Source organism: Pseudomonas sp. GL_093 (genome assembly GCF_057837605.1).
Genome location: NZ_CM174448.1, coordinates 30,409 through 47,786, shown reverse-complemented (window position 1 = coordinate 47,786; position 17,378 = coordinate 30,409). Strand labels below are relative to the sequence as shown.

The 17,378-nt window shown below is 59.5% G+C and carries 15 protein-coding genes; 5 read left to right on the top strand and 10 right to left on the bottom strand.

All coding sequences use genetic code 11. The features are described from left to right. Window positions 1–7: 7 nt before the first annotated feature. Window positions 8–1,354 carry a sigma-54-dependent response regulator transcription factor AlgB gene (algB, locus tag AC3IUE_RS00220; protein WP_489264870.1) on the bottom strand — a complete coding sequence of 449 codons (1,347 nt, stop codon included), beginning with the start codon at window positions 1,352–1,354 and terminating at the stop codon, window positions 8–10. A gap of 434 nt (window positions 1,355–1,788) precedes the next feature. Between algB and AC3IUE_RS00215 the strand changes: the two genes are divergently transcribed. The 4 genes from AC3IUE_RS00215 (at window position 1,789) to AC3IUE_RS00200 (ending at window position 5,880) form a co-directional block, all read left to right on the top strand. Next, window positions 1,789–2,076 (top strand): hypothetical protein, encoded by a 288-nt coding sequence (locus AC3IUE_RS00215; protein ID WP_489264868.1) that lies wholly within the window; start codon window positions 1,789–1,791, stop codon window positions 2,074–2,076. An 81-nt stretch (window positions 2,077–2,157) separates the two neighbouring features. Next, a complete protein-coding gene (locus tag AC3IUE_RS00210; protein WP_003177151.1) occupies window positions 2,158–2,322 on the top strand; it encodes a DUF1328 domain-containing protein in 165 nt (54 codons plus the stop codon). A 779-nt stretch (window positions 2,323–3,101) separates the two neighbouring features. Further along, the gene (gltP, locus tag AC3IUE_RS00205) at window positions 3,102–4,433 is read left to right on the top strand and encodes a glutamate/aspartate:proton symporter GltP (RefSeq protein WP_462000335.1); all 1,332 of its coding nucleotides are present in this window, start codon (window positions 3,102–3,104) and stop codon (window positions 4,431–4,433) included. A 217-nt stretch (window positions 4,434–4,650) separates the two neighbouring features. Beyond that, on the top strand, window positions 4,651–5,880 hold the full coding sequence (locus AC3IUE_RS00200; RefSeq protein WP_046044891.1) for a nucleoside recognition domain-containing protein: 1,230 nt from the start codon (window positions 4,651–4,653) through the stop codon (window positions 5,878–5,880). A 120-nt stretch (window positions 5,881–6,000) separates the two neighbouring features. Here AC3IUE_RS00200 and AC3IUE_RS00195 read toward each other — a convergent pair whose 3' ends face one another. From AC3IUE_RS00195 to AC3IUE_RS00165, 7 genes are all read right to left on the bottom strand, one after another. Then, complete coding sequence (locus tag AC3IUE_RS00195; RefSeq protein WP_489264864.1) at window positions 6,001–6,627, bottom strand: ABC-type transport auxiliary lipoprotein family protein; 627 nt, start codon at window positions 6,625–6,627, stop codon at window positions 6,001–6,003. After that, window positions 6,624–7,562 (bottom strand): MlaD family protein, encoded by a 939-nt coding sequence (locus AC3IUE_RS00190; protein WP_489264862.1) that lies wholly within the window; start codon window positions 7,560–7,562, stop codon window positions 6,624–6,626. The genes AC3IUE_RS00195 and AC3IUE_RS00190 overlap by 4 nt, the downstream gene beginning before the upstream one ends. Before the next feature lies 1 nt (window position 7,563). Further along, window positions 7,564–8,367: an ABC transporter ATP-binding protein gene (locus AC3IUE_RS00185; protein ID WP_056738452.1), complete on the bottom strand. Its 804-nt coding sequence runs from the start codon at window positions 8,365–8,367 to the stop codon at window positions 7,564–7,566. Beyond that, window positions 8,364–9,512 carry an ABC transporter permease gene (locus AC3IUE_RS00180; RefSeq protein ID WP_489264860.1) on the bottom strand — a complete coding sequence of 383 codons (1,149 nt, stop codon included), beginning with the start codon at window positions 9,510–9,512 and terminating at the stop codon, window positions 8,364–8,366. Before AC3IUE_RS00180 ends, AC3IUE_RS00185 begins: the two co-directional genes overlap by 4 nt. Window positions 9,513–9,565: 53 nt before the next feature. Then, the gene (locus AC3IUE_RS00175) at window positions 9,566–10,597 is read right to left on the bottom strand and encodes a DUF5924 family protein (protein ID WP_489264858.1); all 1,032 of its coding nucleotides are present in this window, start codon (window positions 10,595–10,597) and stop codon (window positions 9,566–9,568) included. Window positions 10,598–10,817: 220 nt separating this feature from the next. Further along, on the bottom strand, window positions 10,818–12,206 hold the full coding sequence (locus AC3IUE_RS00170; RefSeq protein ID WP_056738457.1) for a M16 family metallopeptidase: 1,389 nt from the start codon (window positions 12,204–12,206) through the stop codon (window positions 10,818–10,820). 56 nt (window positions 12,207–12,262) lie between these two features. Beyond that, on the bottom strand, window positions 12,263–13,921 hold the full coding sequence (locus AC3IUE_RS00165) for a Na/Pi cotransporter family protein (RefSeq protein WP_489264856.1): 1,659 nt from the start codon (window positions 13,919–13,921) through the stop codon (window positions 12,263–12,265). Between the two features lie 647 nt (window positions 13,922–14,568). On the opposite strand from AC3IUE_RS00165, the gene AC3IUE_RS00160 reads away from it, so the two are divergent. Further along, entirely contained in the window at window positions 14,569–14,850 is a 282-nt protein-coding gene (locus AC3IUE_RS00160; RefSeq protein WP_046044899.1) for a DUF6124 family protein, read from the top strand. Between the two features lie 150 nt (window positions 14,851–15,000). On the opposite strand, the gene AC3IUE_RS00155 is transcribed toward AC3IUE_RS00160, so the two are convergent. Then, window positions 15,001–15,768: a TerC family protein gene (locus tag AC3IUE_RS00155; RefSeq protein ID WP_056738461.1), complete on the bottom strand. Its 768-nt coding sequence runs from the start codon at window positions 15,766–15,768 to the stop codon at window positions 15,001–15,003. An 85-nt stretch (window positions 15,769–15,853) separates the two neighbouring features. Then, on the bottom strand, window positions 15,854–17,161 hold the full coding sequence (locus AC3IUE_RS00150) for a CitMHS family transporter (protein WP_056738463.1): 1,308 nt from the start codon (window positions 17,159–17,161) through the stop codon (window positions 15,854–15,856). Window positions 17,162–17,378 lie beyond the last annotated feature (217 nt).

Here is a 17,378-nt window from a genome sequence, read left to right as displayed (position 1 = left end):
AGACAGCTCACAAGTTGTACTGCTTGCGTTTTCGGTACAACGTCGAGGCATCGATACCCAGGGTCTTGGCGGCCTGGTCCAGCGTATCTGCAGTGGCGAGCACCGCTCCGATGTGGGCTTTTTCCAATTCATCCAGACTCAGCGCAGCGCCGATGCGAGGTGCGTTGTTGACCGGGGTTTCAGCCATGCCCAAGTGACTGATCTCGACCCGTTCCTGTGGACAAATGATGCTTGCCCGCTCCACAACGTTGCGCAGTTCGCGAATGTTCCCCGGCCAGCGGTAGCCGAGCAGCGCTTCACGGGCTTCGTCGCTGAAGCCCCGAGCCGGACGCGCGTACTCCTTGACGAAACGGGCCAGAAAGCGATCGGCCAGGTTCAGAATATCTTCCCTGCGTTCGCGCAGTGGCGGCAGGTGCAGGGTGATCACGTTCAGGCGGTAGAGCAGGTCTTCGCGGAAACGGCCATCGCGGACCATGTCTTCGAGGTTCTGGTTGGTGGCCGCGAGGATGCGCACATCGGCGCGGCGGGTGACCGGGTCGCCCACCCGTTCGTATTCTTTATCCTGGATGAAACGCAGCAGTTTAGGTTGCAAAACCAACGGAAAATCGCCGATCTCGTCAAGAAACAGCGTCCCACCGTCGGCCTGATTGACACGACCCAGAGTACTTTCGCTGGCCCCGGTGAACGCGCCACGGCTGTGGCCGAAGAGCTCGCTTTCCATGAGTTCGGCGGTCAGGGACGGGCAGTTGATCGTGATGCAGGATTTCTTCGCGCGCTTGCTCCAACCGTGAATGGCCTGGGACAGCTCGCCTTTACCGGTGCCGGACTCGCCGAGAATCAAAATATTGGCATCGGTGTTGGCCACCTGGCGGGCGGTTTCGAGCACGACTTTCATCGCCGGGCTGTGAGAGTCCAGGCCATCCTTGGGTTTGCGCACTTCGCCTTCAAGGGCTTCCAGACGTGCCGACAGTTGCCGCACTTCCAGCTGCTTGGCGGTGGCCAGGCGCAACTGGTCGGGGCTGCAAGGCTTGACCAGATAGTCGGCGGCACCGGCCTGAATGGCATCCACGGCAGTATCCACGGCCGAATGAGCGGTGACGATCACCACCCTCATCCACGGCGCCTGAATGCGCATTTGGGCCAGCACATCGAGGCCATTGTCTTCACCCAGACGCAGGTCGAGGAAGCACAGGTCGAAGACTTGGCGCTGAAGCAGTGCATCAGCCTGAGCGGCGCTGTTGGCGGTAGCGACGCTGTAGCCTTCATCTTCGAGGCAATAACGGAAAGTACGCAGGATGGCGGACTCATCGTCCACCAGCAGAATGCGGCCTTGATGCTCAGTGGCTGATTCCATTTTCCTACGCTCCTTAAAGAATGATCTTGGTTAGTCCCGGAATAATCGGGCAAGTTGCATGGTTGATTCTGGTCGATTCCAGCCACAGCAGCGTAGCTCTCTCCTCACCCTACGGCTAATCGCCTGATTTTGTTGTTTTTTTATCAGATAGCCGGTTCGCGGGCGATTCCCGCTGTCCCCTTGTGACATCCACGCCCTCCTCGCAATTCAAAAATATTGAAATTTCTTACAAGTCCATCGTGCATTACGCACGACTTCAAAAGGACCATCGTGCAGGATGCGTCCGACCCGCTTCCTACATCATTAATAACCAACTGATTTTATTGACTTTTATTATCATGAAAAGCTGGCATGCAGGCTGCAATGGTCTGATTAATCGGGGCATTTAAAAGTCGCCCCTAACAAGATCACCACAGTGTGGGAGGAGCTTCAGGATGAGTCGCCAACGTGCCGCCCAGTTGCGTATCTCGCCACTGCATATCCAGCAAGGCCTGTTTGCTGTTCTGGCGCTATTGATCACCTTGATCGCCGGCCAGCAGTTTCAGCGTTGGGAGCAGAACCAGCAGCCAGAAGCGCCACGCTTGTCGATTCAGCACCCGACCCAAACCCATTTCAGCGCGGCCAGCAGTAACCAGGCTGACAGCCCCCCAATGCGAATGATGGACGTCGACCAGGCTCAGCCTGCGGATGAGATGCCTCGTCAGGAACGTTGGGTGTTCTAGACACATGAACTTGGCGCGTTCGAGGCGCCGGGAAAAGCACCACAGGCAACATCTCTAAATAGAAGCGTAAGGAGAATCACCATGTTGAGCTGGGCAATCACATTCTTGATCATTGCCATCATCGCTGCGGTACTGGGCTTCGGTGGTATCGCGGGCACCGCCACGGGTATCGCCAAGATTCTCTTTGTCGTGTTCCTGGTGATGTTCATTGCTTCCTTCTTCTTTGGCCGTCGCGGTCGAGGGTGAACATGAGCGTTTTGTTAAAGACACTGGCAGCCGCCCTGCTTCTGGGCGGCAGTGCCATGGAAGAAAGATCCACACGGGTACTGAATTCGTAACATGAAAGAAGCAGCATGGCTTCTTTCCACTGCGCTACCCGAGGACGGTAGACGCATGATCAAGGGGCCGGGACGTTCTGCCTGTTTCAGGGGCGGAGTGACCTACGGGTACAGGGAGTGCCTGCGCAAGGGCCGGGTCAGGCAGAAGCTGCGACGCAAGTTCGTCGGTCACTCATGGATCGACGGACTTGCGAAGAGCTCCTCAGCGCAAAGTATTGTCCTAGAGCGTTCTGCTCGCCTCCTCCGTCAATCCCTCGCAAAACCATTTCGCGGTGTTTCTTTGGTGACCGTATATCGAGAAAACTGCGCCTCAAAGACCGAGAATTTTCGCGCTTAAACGTAGGCTTTTTCCCAAGTTTTAGTCCTCATTCCCTTGTTCAAAAAACAACCAACCTCCTCTGCGATGGCCGGTTCACGGCACTTATGCCTGCCGAAATGTCGTATTCGAACCGGTTGGGACGCGAGTTTCAGTAAAAAAAGCTCATGCCGATTCGGCATAGGGTAGGCGTTTACGGCATTAGACGTCGCTTCCTTGCATCTGAATAGTTGCGCCTTTTTTCGCCTGCCAGAGAGCCGATAACAAGCGCTCCGGGGCACCTTATACGGGGGCAGATGCACAAGACTTTTTCGCCACAAGCGTTCCAGTTCTTGCATCTGTCTGAGTCAAACGCAAGTAAGGGTAAAGATATGAAGAAGGCAAAGCTTAGCCTCGCCTGGCAGATCCTCATCGGTCTGGTATTGGGGATTGCAATCGGTGCGCTGCTCAACCATTTCAGTGCCGAAAAAGCCTGGTGGGTCAGCAACGTCCTGCAACCAGCAGGCGATATCTTTATCCGTCTGATCAAGATGATTGTGATCCCGATCGTGATCTCTTCGCTGATCGTCGGTATTGCAGGCGTCGGCGACGCGAAGAAGCTCGGGCGTATCGGCCTCAAGACCATCCTCTACTTCGAGATCGTCACCACCATCGCCATCGTGGTCGGTCTGGTGTTGGCCAACGTGTTCCATCCGGGCACCGGCATCGACATGAGCACCCTGGGTACTGTGGATATTTCCAAGTACCAGGCCACTGCCGCCGAGGTTCAGCATGAACATGCGTTCATCGAAACCATCCTCAACCTGATCCCGTCGAACATCTTCGCGGCCATGGCCCGCGGCGAGATGTTGCCGATCATCTTCTTCTCCGTATTGTTCGGTCTCGGTCTGTCGAGCCTGCAATCGGACCTGCGCGAGCCGCTGGTGAAGATGTTCCAGGGCGTGTCGGAAAGCATGTTCAAAGTCACCCACATGATCATGAACTACGCCCCGATCGGCGTTTTCGCACTGATCGCGGTGACCGTGGCCAACTTCGGCTTCGCCTCTCTGATACCGCTGGCCAAACTGGTGATCCTGGTTTACGTCGCCATCGCCTTCTTCGCCTTTGTGGTGCTGGGCCTGATCGCTCGCCTGTTCGGCTTCTCGGTGATCAAGCTGATCCGCATCTTCAAGGATGAGCTGGTGCTGGCCTACTCCACCGCCAGTTCCGAAACCGTGCTGCCGCGCGTGATCGAGAAAATGGAAGCCTACGGCGCGCCGAAAGCCATTTGCAGCTTCGTGGTCCCGACCGGTTACTCGTTCAACCTCGACGGTTCGACCCTGTACCAGAGCATCGCGGCCATCTTCATTGCCCAGCTCTACGGCATCGACCTGTCGATCAGCCAGCAATTGCTGCTGGTGCTGACCCTGATGGTCACCTCCAAAGGCATCGCCGGCGTACCGGGTGTGTCCTTCGTGGTGCTGCTGGCCACCTTGGGCAGCGTGGGTATTCCGCTCGAAGGCCTGGCGTTCATCGCCGGTGTCGACCGCATCATGGACATGGCCCGTACCGCACTGAACGTGATCGGCAATGCCTTGGCCGTGCTGGTCATCTCCCGCTGGGAAGGCATGTACGACGACGCCAAGGGCGAGCGCTACTGGAACTCGCTGCCGCACTGGCGCAGCAAGGAAAAATTGCCAGCTGGCGAGATTTCCAGCAACTGATAGCTGAACCCTGGCCTGGCTTTTATGTGGGAGCCAGCCTGCTGGCGATAGCGGTGTATCAAACAACAGAGATGTTGAATGTGCCGGCCTCATCGCCAGCAGGCTGGCTCCCACAGTGACCCGAGCAAGCCACACAAACAAACCCCGGAGAAATCCGGGGTTTGTCGTTTCTGGCTACCCCGCTATCATTCGCCGCATTCTTCGGGGGATTTGACTGATGCTTAATGGCCTGTGGCTTGGCTTCTTCATCGTGGCTGCCGTTTCGGCACTGGCGCAATGGCTGATCGGCGGTAACGCCGGGATCTTCGCGGCGATGGTGGAAAGCATTTTCGCCATGGCCAAGTTGTCGGTCGAAGTCATGGTCCTGTTGTTCGGCACCCTGACGCTCTGGCTGGGCTTTCTGCGGATTGCCGAGAAAGCCGGGATCGTCGAGTGGCTGGCCAAAGCGCTGGGCCCGTTGTTCCTGCGGCTGATGCCGGGAGTGCCGGCCGGGCACCCAGCCATCGGCCTGATCACGCTGAACTTCGCCGCCAACGGCCTGGGCCTGGACAACGCCGCCACGCCAATCGGCCTTAAAGCCATGAAGGCACTGCAAGAGCTCAACCCCAGCGACACCATCGCCAGCAACGCGCAGATCCTGTTTCTGGTGCTCAACGCCTCTTCCCTGACCCTGCTGCCGGTGACGATCTTCATGTACCGCGCCCAGCAAGGTGCGCCCGATCCTACCCTGGTGTTCCTGCCAATCCTGCTCGCCACCAGTTGCTCGACATTGGTCGGCCTGCTGTCGGTGGCGTTCATGCAGCGTCTGCGCCTGTGGGACCCGGTGGTGCTCGCATACCTGATTCCCGGTGCCTTGGCCCTCGGTGCCTTCATGGCGCTGCTGGCGACGCTCTCAGCGACCGCTCTGGCCAGCCTGTCATCGATCCTCGGCAACGTGACGCTGTTCGGGCTGATCATGTTGTTTCTGGTGATCGGCGCGCTGCGTAAGGTGAAGGTGTACGAAGCGTTCGTCGAAGGCGCCAAAGAAGGCTTCGACGTGGCCAAGAACCTGCTGCCGTATCTGGTGGCGATGCTGTGTGCCGTCGGCGTGCTGCGGGCATCCGGAGCGCTGGACTTTGGCCTGGACGGGATTCGGCATCTGGTGGAATGGGCCGGCTGGGACACGCGCTTCGTCGATGCGCTGCCGACCGCCATGGTCAAGCCGTTCTCCGGCAGTGCCGCCCGGGCGATGCTGATCGAAACCATGAAAACGTCTGGCGTGGACAGCTTCCCGGCGCTGGTGGCGGCGACGATTCAGGGCAGTACCGAAACGACCTTCTACGTATTGGCGGTGTACTTCGGCGCGGTGGGAATCCAGCGGGCGCGGCATGCGGTGGGGTGTGCGTTGCTGGCGGAGCTTGCCGGGGTGTTGGGCGCGATCGGCGTCTGCTACTGGTTCTTCGGATAAACCAAAAACCCTGTGGGAGCGAGCCTGCTCGCGATGAGGTCGGCACATTCAACAATTCTGTTGGCTGTTAAACCGCCATCGCGAGCAGGCTCGCTCCCACATTGGGATATGTGTAGGTCTTCAAGGCCTTGGCGGCGGGGCGACTTTCTGTCCTTGCTCAACCGCCCAAGCCACCACCTGCGCTGTCAACTGGTCACTGGCCAGGCCAAACCCCGCCACCACCGCCGGCACCTTCGCATCGCTCAACGGCTGACGCACCTCAAAGCGTCGGCTGGCGAGGATTCGCTGGTCATAACCGCGCACCAGCAATGCATCCAGACGCACTACAACGCTCGCGTTCGTTCCTTGGTACTCAGTCTGGAACGCCTGCAGGCTACCGCCCAGTTCAAGATCCGCCTGGAAGTTGCTGTCATCGGTACTGAGCAATGTCACCCGACCATCACGCTGGAAACCGTCCAACAGACGATTGCGCAGCAACACCGGTGCCGGGTCGCTCCAACGCGAAGCCTTGTAGCTGCTGATCAAATCACCTTGAGGGATCACGGCGATCTTCGGGCTGTTCAAGGCTTCGCTGGCCTGCGGCTTGGTCAGGCGCAGCGACCAGCGTTGCGGCGTCCCGTGACTGGCCGATGCGCTGCTCTGGGCCGAAGGCAACCGATAGACATCGGACGGCTCGGCCTTGGGCAGGATCGAGCAGGCGCTGAGCACAATGAAGCTGGCGAGGAGGGCGAGGTGAGGCCGCTTCATGGCGTGAACTCCTTGTTCTTGTCATTGCCCAGCAAATAACCGGCGGGGTTGGCTTCCAGACGCTGGGAAATAGCCCGCAATGACGTCAGGGTGTCGCGCAGTTCACGCACTGCTGGAGCCAAGCCATTGAGGCCTTGCATGCCGCTGTTGAGCGAATCCTGATTGGTCGTGAGCAACGTGTTGATGGTCGCGCTGCTCTGTTCCAGCGACTTCATCGCCTGCTCGGCACTGCCGAACATCTGCTTGCCTTGATCGTTGAGCATGCCATTGGCATTGCGCATCAGCGCCGACGTCTGCTCCAGCATGGCGCCGGCCTGTTTGCCGACCGAGGCCAGTTGCTGCATCGCCTGGCGAATATCGCCGCGCTGGTCGGCGATGGTGCCGGTGGTTTGTTCCAGATTCTCAAGGGTATTGCTGATGCGCTCGACGTTGTCCGAGGAAAACATCTGGTTGGCGTTATGCATCAGCATGTTCACGCCAGCCATCAGGTCGCCGCTGTCGTTCAACAAGCGAGCGATAGGCGAGGGCGATGCAATAATTGTCGGTAACTCACCGTCCTTGCCCTTGAGCTTCGGACTCTGCGGCGTACCGCCACTGAGCTGAATGATCGAGGTGCCGGTGATCCCGGTCAGCGCCAATATGGCCCGGGTGTCTTCCTTGATCGGCGTATCACCGCCCAGGCGAATCCGCGCCAACACCCTGCGCGGGTCTTTCGGGTCCAGGCGCAGGGCCACCACGTCGCCGACCTTGATCCCGCTGTACTGCACGGCGCTGCCCTTGGACAAGCCGCTGACCGCCTCGTTGAAGACGATCTCATAATCCTTGAACTCGGTGTCGACGCTGGACTTGGCCAGCCATAAGCCGAAGAGCAGGGCGCCCGCCACCACAATCACGGTGAACAGGCCGATCAATACGTGATGGGCTCGGGTTTCCATGTCAGACCTCCTTAAGCTGTTGAGCGGCGGTCAGCGCCGCGCGGCCGCGAGGGCCATGGAAGTATTCGTGAATCCACGGATCGGCGGTTTCCGACACCTTGTCGATGGCATCCGCCACCAGCACTTTTTTCTGCGCCAGCACCGCCACCCGGTCGGTGATGGTGTAGAGCGTGTCGAGGTCGTGGGTGACCAGAAACACACTCAGACCCAACGCATCGCGCAGGGTCAGGATCAATTGATCGAACGCCGCCGCGCCAATCGGATCGAGGCCGGCGGTGGGTTCGTCGAGAAACAGGATGTCCGGGTCCAGCGCCAGCGCGCGGGCCAGTGCCGCACGCTTGATCATGCCGCCGGACAGCGAAGCGGGGTACTTGTCGGCCGCCGACAGCGGCAACCCGGCCAAGGCCATTTTCACTGCCGCCAGGTGTTCGGCGTCCTCTCGGCTCAAACCGGCATGCTCGATCAGGGGCAGGGCGACGTTCTCGGTCACGGTCAGCGAAGAGAACAGGGCGCCTTTCTGGAACAGCACGCCGAAGCGCCGTTCGACCATCGAGCGTTCGTGTTCGGACAGCGTCGGCAGGTTTTTGCCAAAGACCTTCACCACCCCTTCGCTGGGCTGACGCAAGCCGACGATGCTGCGCAACAACACCGATTTACCGCTGCCGGAACCGCCGACCACGGCCAGGATTTCGCCCTTGTACAAATCCAGATCGAGGTTCTCATGCACGCTCTGGCGACCGAAGCGATTGCACAGCCCGCGGACTTCGATCACCGCCTCGGAGGGCGCTCGGGGTAGACGATTCACCAGCCCATCTCCATGAAAAACAGCGCGGCCACGGCGTCGAGCACGATCACCACGAAAATCGACTGCACCACGCTCGACGTGGTGTGAGCACCGACGGATTCGGCGCTGCCGCTGACCTTGAAGCCCTCTAGGCAGCCGATCGCGGCGATCAGAAACGCGAAAATCGGCGCTTTGACGATCCCCACCACAAAATGCTGAACGCCAATATCCGATTGCAGCAGCGACAGGAACATCGCTGGCGAGATATCCAGCGCCACCGCGCAAACCACACCGCCGCCGACGATCCCCGAAAGCATCGCCAGAAAGGTCAGCATCGGCAGCGCGACCAGCAGGGCCAACACGCGCGGCACCACCAGCAGCTCCATCGGGTCGAGGCCCAAGGTGCGGATGGCGTCGATTTCTTCGTTGGCTTTCATCGAGCCGATCTGCGCAGTGAACGCGCTGGCGGTGCGGCCGGCCATCAGGATCGCGGTCAGCAACACACCGAATTCGCGCAGGAAGGAGAACGCCACCAGGTCCACGGTGAAAATACTCGCGCCGAAACTCGCCAGCACCGTCGCCCCGAGAAACGCCACCACGGCGCCCACCAGAAAGGTCAGCAGGGCAACGATGGGCGCGGCGTCGAGGCCGGTCTGTTCGATGTGCGCCACCATCGGCGTGATGCGCCAGCGTTTCGGGCGAAACAGACCGCGAGCGATGGTTTCCAGAATCAGGCCGACGAAACCCAGCAGCTGCAGGGTGTCCTGCCAGACGGCGTCGACCGCACGGCCGATGCGGGTCAGCAGTTGAATGCCGACGCTGATTTCCGGTTCCTTGATCGGCACGCAGAAGTCGGTCAGCGAGCAATAGACGGTCTGCAACAAGGCACGGTCGGCCGAGGACAGTGTGCAATCGGGGTGTTCGGCGGATCGGCCCAAACGCTCGGACCCGAGCAACTCCACCAGCAGCGACGCGCCAGCGGTGTCGAGCGCGCCGAGGCCGTTGAGGTCGATGTGAGTGCTGTCGTCGTATTGGCCGCGGAGCTTTTCGCTCAGGTGCTTGAGATCGGCGTAATGGGCAAGCGTCCAGTCACCCGTGACCCGCAACTGAGCAGGGGAGTGAGAGGTGTCCAGTCGGACACTGCCGGGCATTGTGCTGCTGGTCATAAGCTCCGTGCTTTATCGGCTATTACGCAGCTCTACGTAATAGCACGAACGGGTTACTTTGCGGCAGTCGCCGGCTTGTTGTCCTTTACCACGAAGCGCAACACACCGATCACCTGGCCATCTTCGGTCAGCACCCGAACCTGCCATTTACCCGCAGGGTTGCCGGGGAAATTCTGCTTGTGGGTCCAGGCCCGATAGCCTTCCTTGCGGCCGCCGTGGATATCCAGCGGGATACGGTCGACCTCTTTGCCGTTGAACTGCCACACGTGATAGATCCGCTCATCCAGACCGCGCGGGGCGTTGATCGCGGTATAGGCATACAGCCCGTCACCACGAATCTGGTCGGCGCTGACTTCTTCCAGACTCTTGCCAGGTGTGCGGTCCTGCATTTGCGTGCTGATCGCCACGTCGGTCATCCACAGGGTCGCCGGCGGCACCCAGGATCGCAGCACCCAACCGAGCGCGCCGATGCCCAGCGTGATACTAAGAATCGCCAGCGCGTTGCGCACGGTACGAATCGGGAAGATCGACGCCAGGCTCGGGAACGACAGCACGACGGCGGTGCCCAGGGCCAGTTTGAAACTCTGAGCGGTGGTCAGGTGCAGGATGACGGGCAGGGCGGTCAGCAGTGCAGCGAACAGCGTCAGTGTGTGCAGTGCCAGGAACGCCCAGCGCCGGGGGGCCAGCCATTTGTAGTAGAGCGGGTCGGTGATGGAAATCAGCGCGGCGATGCCCAGCAGCCCGGTGAAGAACAGCTGGCCGCTGTTCCAGGTGGTGGTGATAAAAAAGAACGGCAGGACGAAGAACAGGCTTTCCTGGTGGATCATCTGCGTGGCGTAGCGCAGCAGAGGTTGGGGGATTTCGCGTTTGAAGATTCTGGCGAACAGCTTGGTGAGGCTGTTTTCCAGCATCAGCCAGATCCAGCTGACCAGCATGATGGTGGTGATCCAGGTCGCCAGACCTTGCTGGCGATCCACCAGAATGAAGCTGCCGACCCCGGAAATGAAACCGCCGAGCGCAATGACCCCTGGGTAGCGCTTCATCAATTCCAGGATGCGCTGTACGTATAGGGTCAGAGTAGGCATTCGGCGGTTCGCAATAGTCGTGGGAAAAATCCTCGACAGGGTAACCGCCGGAGGTCAGCGTGGCGAGGGGCTGCGATCCGATCACAAAACCCCGTAGCAGCTGGCGTAGCCTGCGTTCGGCTGCGCAGCAGTCGCCAATCCGTTATGTCAGATAAACCTGACGGACCGCGTTGAATGATTTTACGACTGCTGCGCAGCCGAACGCAGGCTACGCCAGCTGCTACGGGGTTCGCGGTGCTCTTCGATGCAAGCGCCAACCCATCAGTATCAATACGATGAGCCCCAGCACCCCGGCAATCGCCCACATAAACTGATCATCACTGATCAACGGCTTTTCGATCCGCAGGTAGCCCGGCTGCATGAGCAATTCACGCATGGCCTTGTTTGCTTCCTCCAGCGTCACTCCTTGCAGTTCCTTGGCAGGGTTGGCGAAACGGCCGTCCTCGTAGTCCCCAAGGGCACTCCAATAATAATCGGCCAACGCGCTGTTGCCTTGCACGGCCCAGGCCTGGCGGGCGATGGCGGCCTGCTTGAGGCGGTTGAAGGTGTTGGCATTGAGACCGTCCCTGAGCAACCCGGCCTTCAGATCCTCCAGCACCTGTTCGGCCTCGGGCACGTCGTCGCGCTCAAGGTCTGCGTTCAGGCTCATGAAGCCCACGCCGCCAAACACCTCGCGCTCGGCCGAGGGGCCGTAGGACAAGCCATGGGCCAAGCGCAATTTGCGGTAGAGCGCCCAGTCCAGATACTCCTTGAGCAAGTCGAAGGTTTCATCGTGCTGATCCTCCAGCACCGGCTCTGGCACCAGCCAATGCAACTTGGCACTGCCGCCGACAAAACCGTGACTCAGGGTGCGCTCATGGGCAGCACTGGCCTGGATCGCCGGCAGGGGCGGGTGATCAGTCGGGTCGACCGCTTCAAGCGCGCCATAAGACCGTTCCAGATAGGCCGGCAGCAACCGCTCGAGGTCGCCGACCACGATCAGGGTCATGTTGTTGGGCGCGTACCAGGCCTTGCGTACCTTTTCCAACTGATCGCGGGTCAGGTGATCGACCTCAGGCCGCTCGGGGCATTTGAGGCCCAGTTCCACCGCCAGCTGATTACTCGCCGTGTGGCCAAGGTCCTGGCGATCCAGCCAGCGTTGCAGGTGCGAGTAATGGCCGCCGTCTTCGCGCTCGACCACTTGTTTGGCGGCGTTGATGGCGTTGTCGTCGATTCGGGTCTGGGTCAGCAGCGCCAGCAGCAGGTCAAGGACCTTGCGCTGGTTTTTCGCCGGGGCTTCGATGACAAACGTCGTGTCGGCATTACTGGTGTAGGCGTTCCACTCGCCACCCAAGGCCTGCATGCGCTCTTCCAGCCCGCCTTCGCCCGTGGCGTCGATGCCGCTGAACAGCAAGTGCTCAAGCAGGTGCGGCAGCTCCTTGTCGGCGCAGCTGAAATCATCGATGCCGACGCCGACCACCAAACGAATCGCCACATGCCCGTGCTCGGTGCCGGGTTTGAGCATTAATTGCAGGCCGTTGGGCAGCGTATAGCCCTCGACCTGAAAGCGATCCAGGGCAAATGAAGGGAATGAGCCAAGCAACAGACAGGCGAACAACAAACAACGCATAACGGGTTTCCATACGGCCAGCGTAAGTTCAACAGACTTCAGGCAACTGTGGACGTTCAGGGTGAATGCGTAATGTCAGCGAATTCGTCGACCGCCAGAGCACCGGTGTCGGAAGTTTCCAGCACCACATAGGCGCTGCTGCAAAACAGCGAATTCAGACGCTTCATATCGGCAATCAACTCCAGGTGCAACGAGCTGGTTTCGATACTCTGCACGATCTTACGTTGCAATCGGCTGACGTGAGCATGGGCCAGGCGCCGTTCCTGTGCGCGAAAGCGACGTTTCTCACGCAGTAACTGGCGGGCACTTTCCTTGTCGGCACTGAGGAACACCGACAACCCCAGGCGCAGGTTGGATATCAACTGAGTGTGCAACCCCGCCAACTCTTCCAGGCCGACCTCGGAAAAAGACCGGCGCTGAGAGGTTTTCTGCTGCTGAACCTTGCGCAGCATACGTTCGATGAGGTCGCTGGCGAGCTTGAGGTTGATCGCCAGCTCGATGATTTCCGCCCAGCGCCGACTGTCCTGCTCGCTGAGGTCTTCACGAGGCATTTGCGCCAGATACAACTTGATGGCGCCGTAGAGCGATTCCACATCATCAGTCAGGCGCCGCATTTCCTGGGTAATGGCGGTTTGCTTGCCGTTCAGCACGTCGAGCATGGCCTCGAGCATGTTGTCGATCAGGTCGCCGATACGCAGGGTTTCCCGGGCGGCATTGGCCAGCGCCAGGCTGGGCGTGACCAACGCCGTCGGATCAAGATGCCGCGGTTTGGCAGTGCCGTTGACTTGCGGGCGCTCCGGCAGCACCCACGCACAGAACCTGGCCATCGGCCCGACACTCGGCAGCAAGAGCAGGCAGCGCGCGGTGTTGTAGAGCAGGTGAAAGCCGATGACCATTTCCTGAGGGCTGAAGTCCAGGCTGTCGATCCAGTGCACCAACGGGTCGAGCACCGGAATGATCAGCAACAGACCAATCAACTTGTACAGCAAGCTGCCCAACGCCACCTGGCGGCCGGCGGCGTTCTGCATGCTGGTGCTGAGGAAGGCGAGGATGCCGCTGCCGATGTTGGCGCCGATCACCAGGCCGATGGCCACGGGCAGGCTGATCACTGCGGCACCGGCCAGGGTCGCGGTCAGCAGGACGGCGGCCAGGCTGGAGTAGGAAACCATTGCGAACAACGCGCCGACCAGGGCATCCAGCAAGATGTCGCCGGTCAGCGAGGCGAAAATCACCTTCACGCCTTGGGCCTGGGTGATCGGCGCGGCGGATTCGACGATCAGTTGCAGCGCCAGGATGATCAGCCCCAGGCCGATACCGACCCGACCCATCTGTCCAACCCGGGTCTGTTTGCGCGACAGGAAGAAAATCACCCCAAGAAAGATCAGCAGCGGCGATAGCCACGACAGGTCGAAGGTCAGCACTCGCGCCATCAGCGCAGTACCGACGTCGGCCCCGAGCATGGTCGCCAGGGCCGGGGTCAGCGCCATCAGGCCCTGACCGACAAAGGAGGTGACGAGCATGGCGGTGGCGTTGCTGCTCTGGACCATCGCCGTCACGATGATCCCCGAGATGAACGCCAGCCAGCGCTTGGACATGTTCCGGCCAATCACATGGCGCAGGTTGGAACCGTAGACCCGCAGGATGCCGGTTCGGACGATGTGCGTGCCCCAAATCAACAAGGCCACGGCAGATAACAAATTGAGCAGGGTGAGCATGCAGGCCCCCTGTGGTGGTAGCGCCCCATTGGGGCAAATTTGACGGTGCCGCGCGTTCTTCTACGTTCTGTACTTAAGCTGTAGTTGGCTAACGGTCTGGGCGCCAGCATCGCACAGCTAAAGTAGCGATTGAAACAAAACTGTCATGAAAACAGGTTCATGCAGGTATGAAAAAGGGGCCCATAGATCTCAGCACCTCAGTTGAAAGGTTACGCGAACATAACCTGCGGTCTGTGCGTCAACCTTTGGAAAGAACTGTCGGCTAATTCTTCAACTGCGTTGATGTGATTCACGCGCTCTGCAACACATGTTTAATGACACCCAGAGTTACTTCTCGGAGGCTACAACGCCTTGCGCCGTTGCCTACGGTTACGCCAGAATCCGCCGGCTTGTGCGCCTTGGCCCTGGCCTCTATCGTTTCCCTGCCACTACCTATCAGTGGTCGGGTTTAGTAGCCTGAGGTGTTATCAGTACGGTGCAGAAGCGCTGTCAGTCAGATTTTTTGTCTGAACTTGATGGTGGCTGTGCGCAGGGCGCTTCGGCGCGCCGGCAATGCTGATTCTCCCCGGTCTACTAACCTGCGCACGGCCGCCACCCTTCTTTTAGTAGAGAACGGTAAGCGGCCCCATTCAGGAGTAAATCAGCTTATGTTCAAGGTAACGCCCAACCCACCGGATACCGATCCGGTCCCCCACGACTTCCCGCCGCGCAAACCCAGCAGCATTTTCTTCATAGACCCCAAGGTCGATAACGAAACCTTGCTCGGGCACGCCTGCGAATCGTTGGCGTCAGCCAGCGTAATGGCCAGTGATTTCGCAGGGTTTCTGGATGGCCCACAGCGCAGCACCCTGCTGGGGATTCAGCAAAGCATCATGTTGGGGGAATTGGCGGTGAATCGAGTGCTGGATAACCTCGATCCGCCAGGGTAATCACAGAGCAAAAAAAATGTGGGAGCGAGCCTGCTCGCGATGGGGCCGTCACATTCAACATCGATGTTGACTGACAGGCCGCTATCGCGAGCAGGCTCGCTCCCACAAGTTTTGTGCACTGGCTGACACCAGCCAGTGCACAGGCTCGGGTTATTGACCCGGAATGTCCTTGCGCAGTTTCACCGGGTCCTGCTGTTTGCGCTTTTTCGCCATCGCGGTGCGCATCTTGATGTTGATCGCCTCCACCGCCAGCGAGAACGCCATGGCGAAGTAGACGTAGCCTTTTGGCACGTGAACGTCGAGGGATTCAGCAATCAGCACAGTACCGACGATCAACAGGAACGACAGCGCCAGCATCTTCAGCGACGGGTGCTTGTCGATGAACTCGCTGATGGTGCCCGAAGCCCACATCATCACCAGCACGGCAACGACGATCGCCGCGACCATGACCGGTACGTGGGACACCATGCCCACGGCGGTGATGACCGAGTCCAGTGAGAACACGATGTCGATAATTGCGATCTGAATGATGGTGTAGAGGAAGTTGCCGCCCTTGCCGCTCGGCTCCTCATTGGTTTCGTCTTCACCTTCCAGCGCGTGGTACATCTCTTGCGAGCTTTTCCACAGCAGGAACAGACCACCGAAGAACAGGATCAGGTCACGTCCGGAAATGCCTTGGCCGAACACTTCGAACAGGTCCGCGGTGAGGCGCATGACCCAGGTGATCGACAGCAGCAACAGGATCCGCGTGACCATGGCCAGTGCCAGACCGAAAATCCGCGTGCGTGCCTGCATGTGCTTGGGCATGCGGCTGACCAGGATCGAAATCATGATGATGTTATCGATACCCAGAACGATTTCCAGGGCGGTCAGGGTGAAGAAGGCAACCCAGATTTCAGGGTTGGTCAGCCATTCCATGTGTATTCCTTTGTGCGTGTGTTAAACCACGAAGGGCCCAGGCTTCAAACAACAAAGCCTGGACCCGTCATGGTGAGTCTTGGGCTTATAGAGTGCTGAACAGCGGAAAAATCCCCATCAGCAAAGCGGCGATCAGTATGCACATGCAAACCAGCACTGCCCACTTCAGGGTGAAACGCTGGTGATCACCGAAGTCGATACCGGCCAGGGCCACCAACAGGTAGGTCGATGGTACCAACGGGCTCAACAGGTGGACGGGCTGACCGACGATCGAGGCACGTGCCATTTCAACCGCGGTTATACCGTAATGACTGGCGGCTTCCGCAAGTACCGGTAACACGCCGTAATAAAATGCATCGTTCGACATGAAGAACGTGAACGGCATGCTCACCAGTGCAGTGATCACCGCCAGGTACGGGCCGAGGAAGTCCGGGATGACCGCCAACAGGCTTTTCGACATCGCATCGACCATGCCGGTGCCCGTCAGGATACCGGTGAAGATACCGGCCGCGAAGATCAAGCCGACCACCGCCAACACGCTACCGGCGTGGGCCGCGACGCGGTCCTTCTGCTGTTGCAGGCACGGGTAGTTGACGATCATCGCGATGCTGAACGCCACCATGAACAGCACCGGCAGCGGCAACAGACCAGCGACCAGGGTGCCCATCAGGGCCAGGGTCAGGGCGCCGTTGAACCAGATCAACTTCGGACGACGGGCATCCGGGAATTGCGAAACGCTGATTTCACTGTGGTCGATTTCATCGCCCACCAGGTGCAGCTCACCCAGACGCGCACGCTCACGCTTGCCGTAGAAGTAGGCAATCATGAGGATGGCCAGCACCCCGAAAGCCATCGCCGGAATCATCGGTACGAAGATGTCGGACGGATCCACATGCAGCGCACTGGCGGCACGAGCGGTCGGGCCGCCCCATGGCGTCATGTTCATCACGCCACCGGCGAGGATGATCAGGCCGGCCATGATCCGCGGGCTCATGCCGATACGGGCGTAGAGCGGCAGCATGGCGGCCACACAGATCATATAAGTGGTGGCGCCATCACCGTCCATGGACACGATCAGCGCCAGTACGGCGGTGCCGACCGAAACTTTCAACGGGTCGCCCTTGACCAGTTTGAGGATCTTGCGCACGGCCGGGTCGAACAGACCTGAGTCGATCATCAGGGCGAAGTACAGAATGGCGAACATCAGCATCACACCGGTCGGTGCGAGCTTGGTGATGCCTTCGAGCATCATCGGGCCGATCTTCGGCGCAAAACCACCGAACAGCGCGAACAGGATCGGGATAATGATCAGAGCGATCAGCGCGGAAAGGCGCTTGGTCATGATCAGGAACATGAACGTGATGACCATGGCAAAGCCAAGGAAAGTCAGCATGGGAATACTCCAGGCATAGCGCGTCTAGGGAATGGGCGAACCGGGTGGGTCAGCGCAGAACGGGAAGCACGAGGCGTATGGGCGGAGTGACAGCGAAGCGGCGGGTAGAAGAGGACATCAGGATCACCATTGTTGTTGTTAAATGGACCGTGCAAGCAATCAAACACTCACGTTGGCCAACCGGTCTGTTGCCGGTAGTGGGGGCGATCCTAATCGG

Bases quoted from the DNA above. Each gene is read 5' to 3' on its own strand.
- algB (WP_489264870.1), bottom strand. From the start codon at position 1,354: ATGGAATCAGCCACTGAGCATCAAGGCCGCATTCTGCTGGTGGACGAT.
- AC3IUE_RS00215 (WP_489264868.1), top strand. From the start codon at position 1,789: ATGAGTCGCCAACGTGCCGCCCAGTTGCGTATCTCGCCACTGCATATC.
- AC3IUE_RS00210 (WP_003177151.1), top strand. From the start codon at position 2,158: ATGTTGAGCTGGGCAATCACATTCTTGATCATTGCCATCATCGCTGCG.
- gltP (WP_462000335.1), top strand. From the start codon at position 3,102: ATGAAGAAGGCAAAGCTTAGCCTCGCCTGGCAGATCCTCATCGGTCTG.
- AC3IUE_RS00200 (WP_046044891.1), top strand. From the start codon at position 4,651: ATGCTTAATGGCCTGTGGCTTGGCTTCTTCATCGTGGCTGCCGTTTCG.
- AC3IUE_RS00195 (WP_489264864.1), bottom strand. From the start codon at position 6,627: ATGAAGCGGCCTCACCTCGCCCTCCTCGCCAGCTTCATTGTGCTCAGC.
- AC3IUE_RS00190 (WP_489264862.1), bottom strand. From the start codon at position 7,562: ATGGAAACCCGAGCCCATCACGTATTGATCGGCCTGTTCACCGTGATT.
- AC3IUE_RS00180 (WP_489264860.1), bottom strand. From the start codon at position 9,512: ATGACCAGCAGCACAATGCCCGGCAGTGTCCGACTGGACACCTCTCAC.
- AC3IUE_RS00175 (WP_489264858.1), bottom strand. From the start codon at position 10,597: ATGCCTACTCTGACCCTATACGTACAGCGCATCCTGGAATTGATGAAG.
- AC3IUE_RS00170 (WP_056738457.1), bottom strand. From the start codon at position 12,206: ATGCGTTGTTTGTTGTTCGCCTGTCTGTTGCTTGGCTCATTCCCTTCA.
- AC3IUE_RS00165 (WP_489264856.1), bottom strand. From the start codon at position 13,921: ATGCTCACCCTGCTCAATTTGTTATCTGCCGTGGCCTTGTTGATTTGG.
- AC3IUE_RS00160 (WP_046044899.1), top strand. From the start codon at position 14,569: ATGTTCAAGGTAACGCCCAACCCACCGGATACCGATCCGGTCCCCCAC.
- AC3IUE_RS00155 (WP_056738461.1), bottom strand. From the start codon at position 15,768: ATGGAATGGCTGACCAACCCTGAAATCTGGGTTGCCTTCTTCACCCTG.
- AC3IUE_RS00150 (WP_056738463.1), bottom strand. From the start codon at position 17,161: ATGCTGACTTTCCTTGGCTTTGCCATGGTCATCACGTTCATGTTCCTG.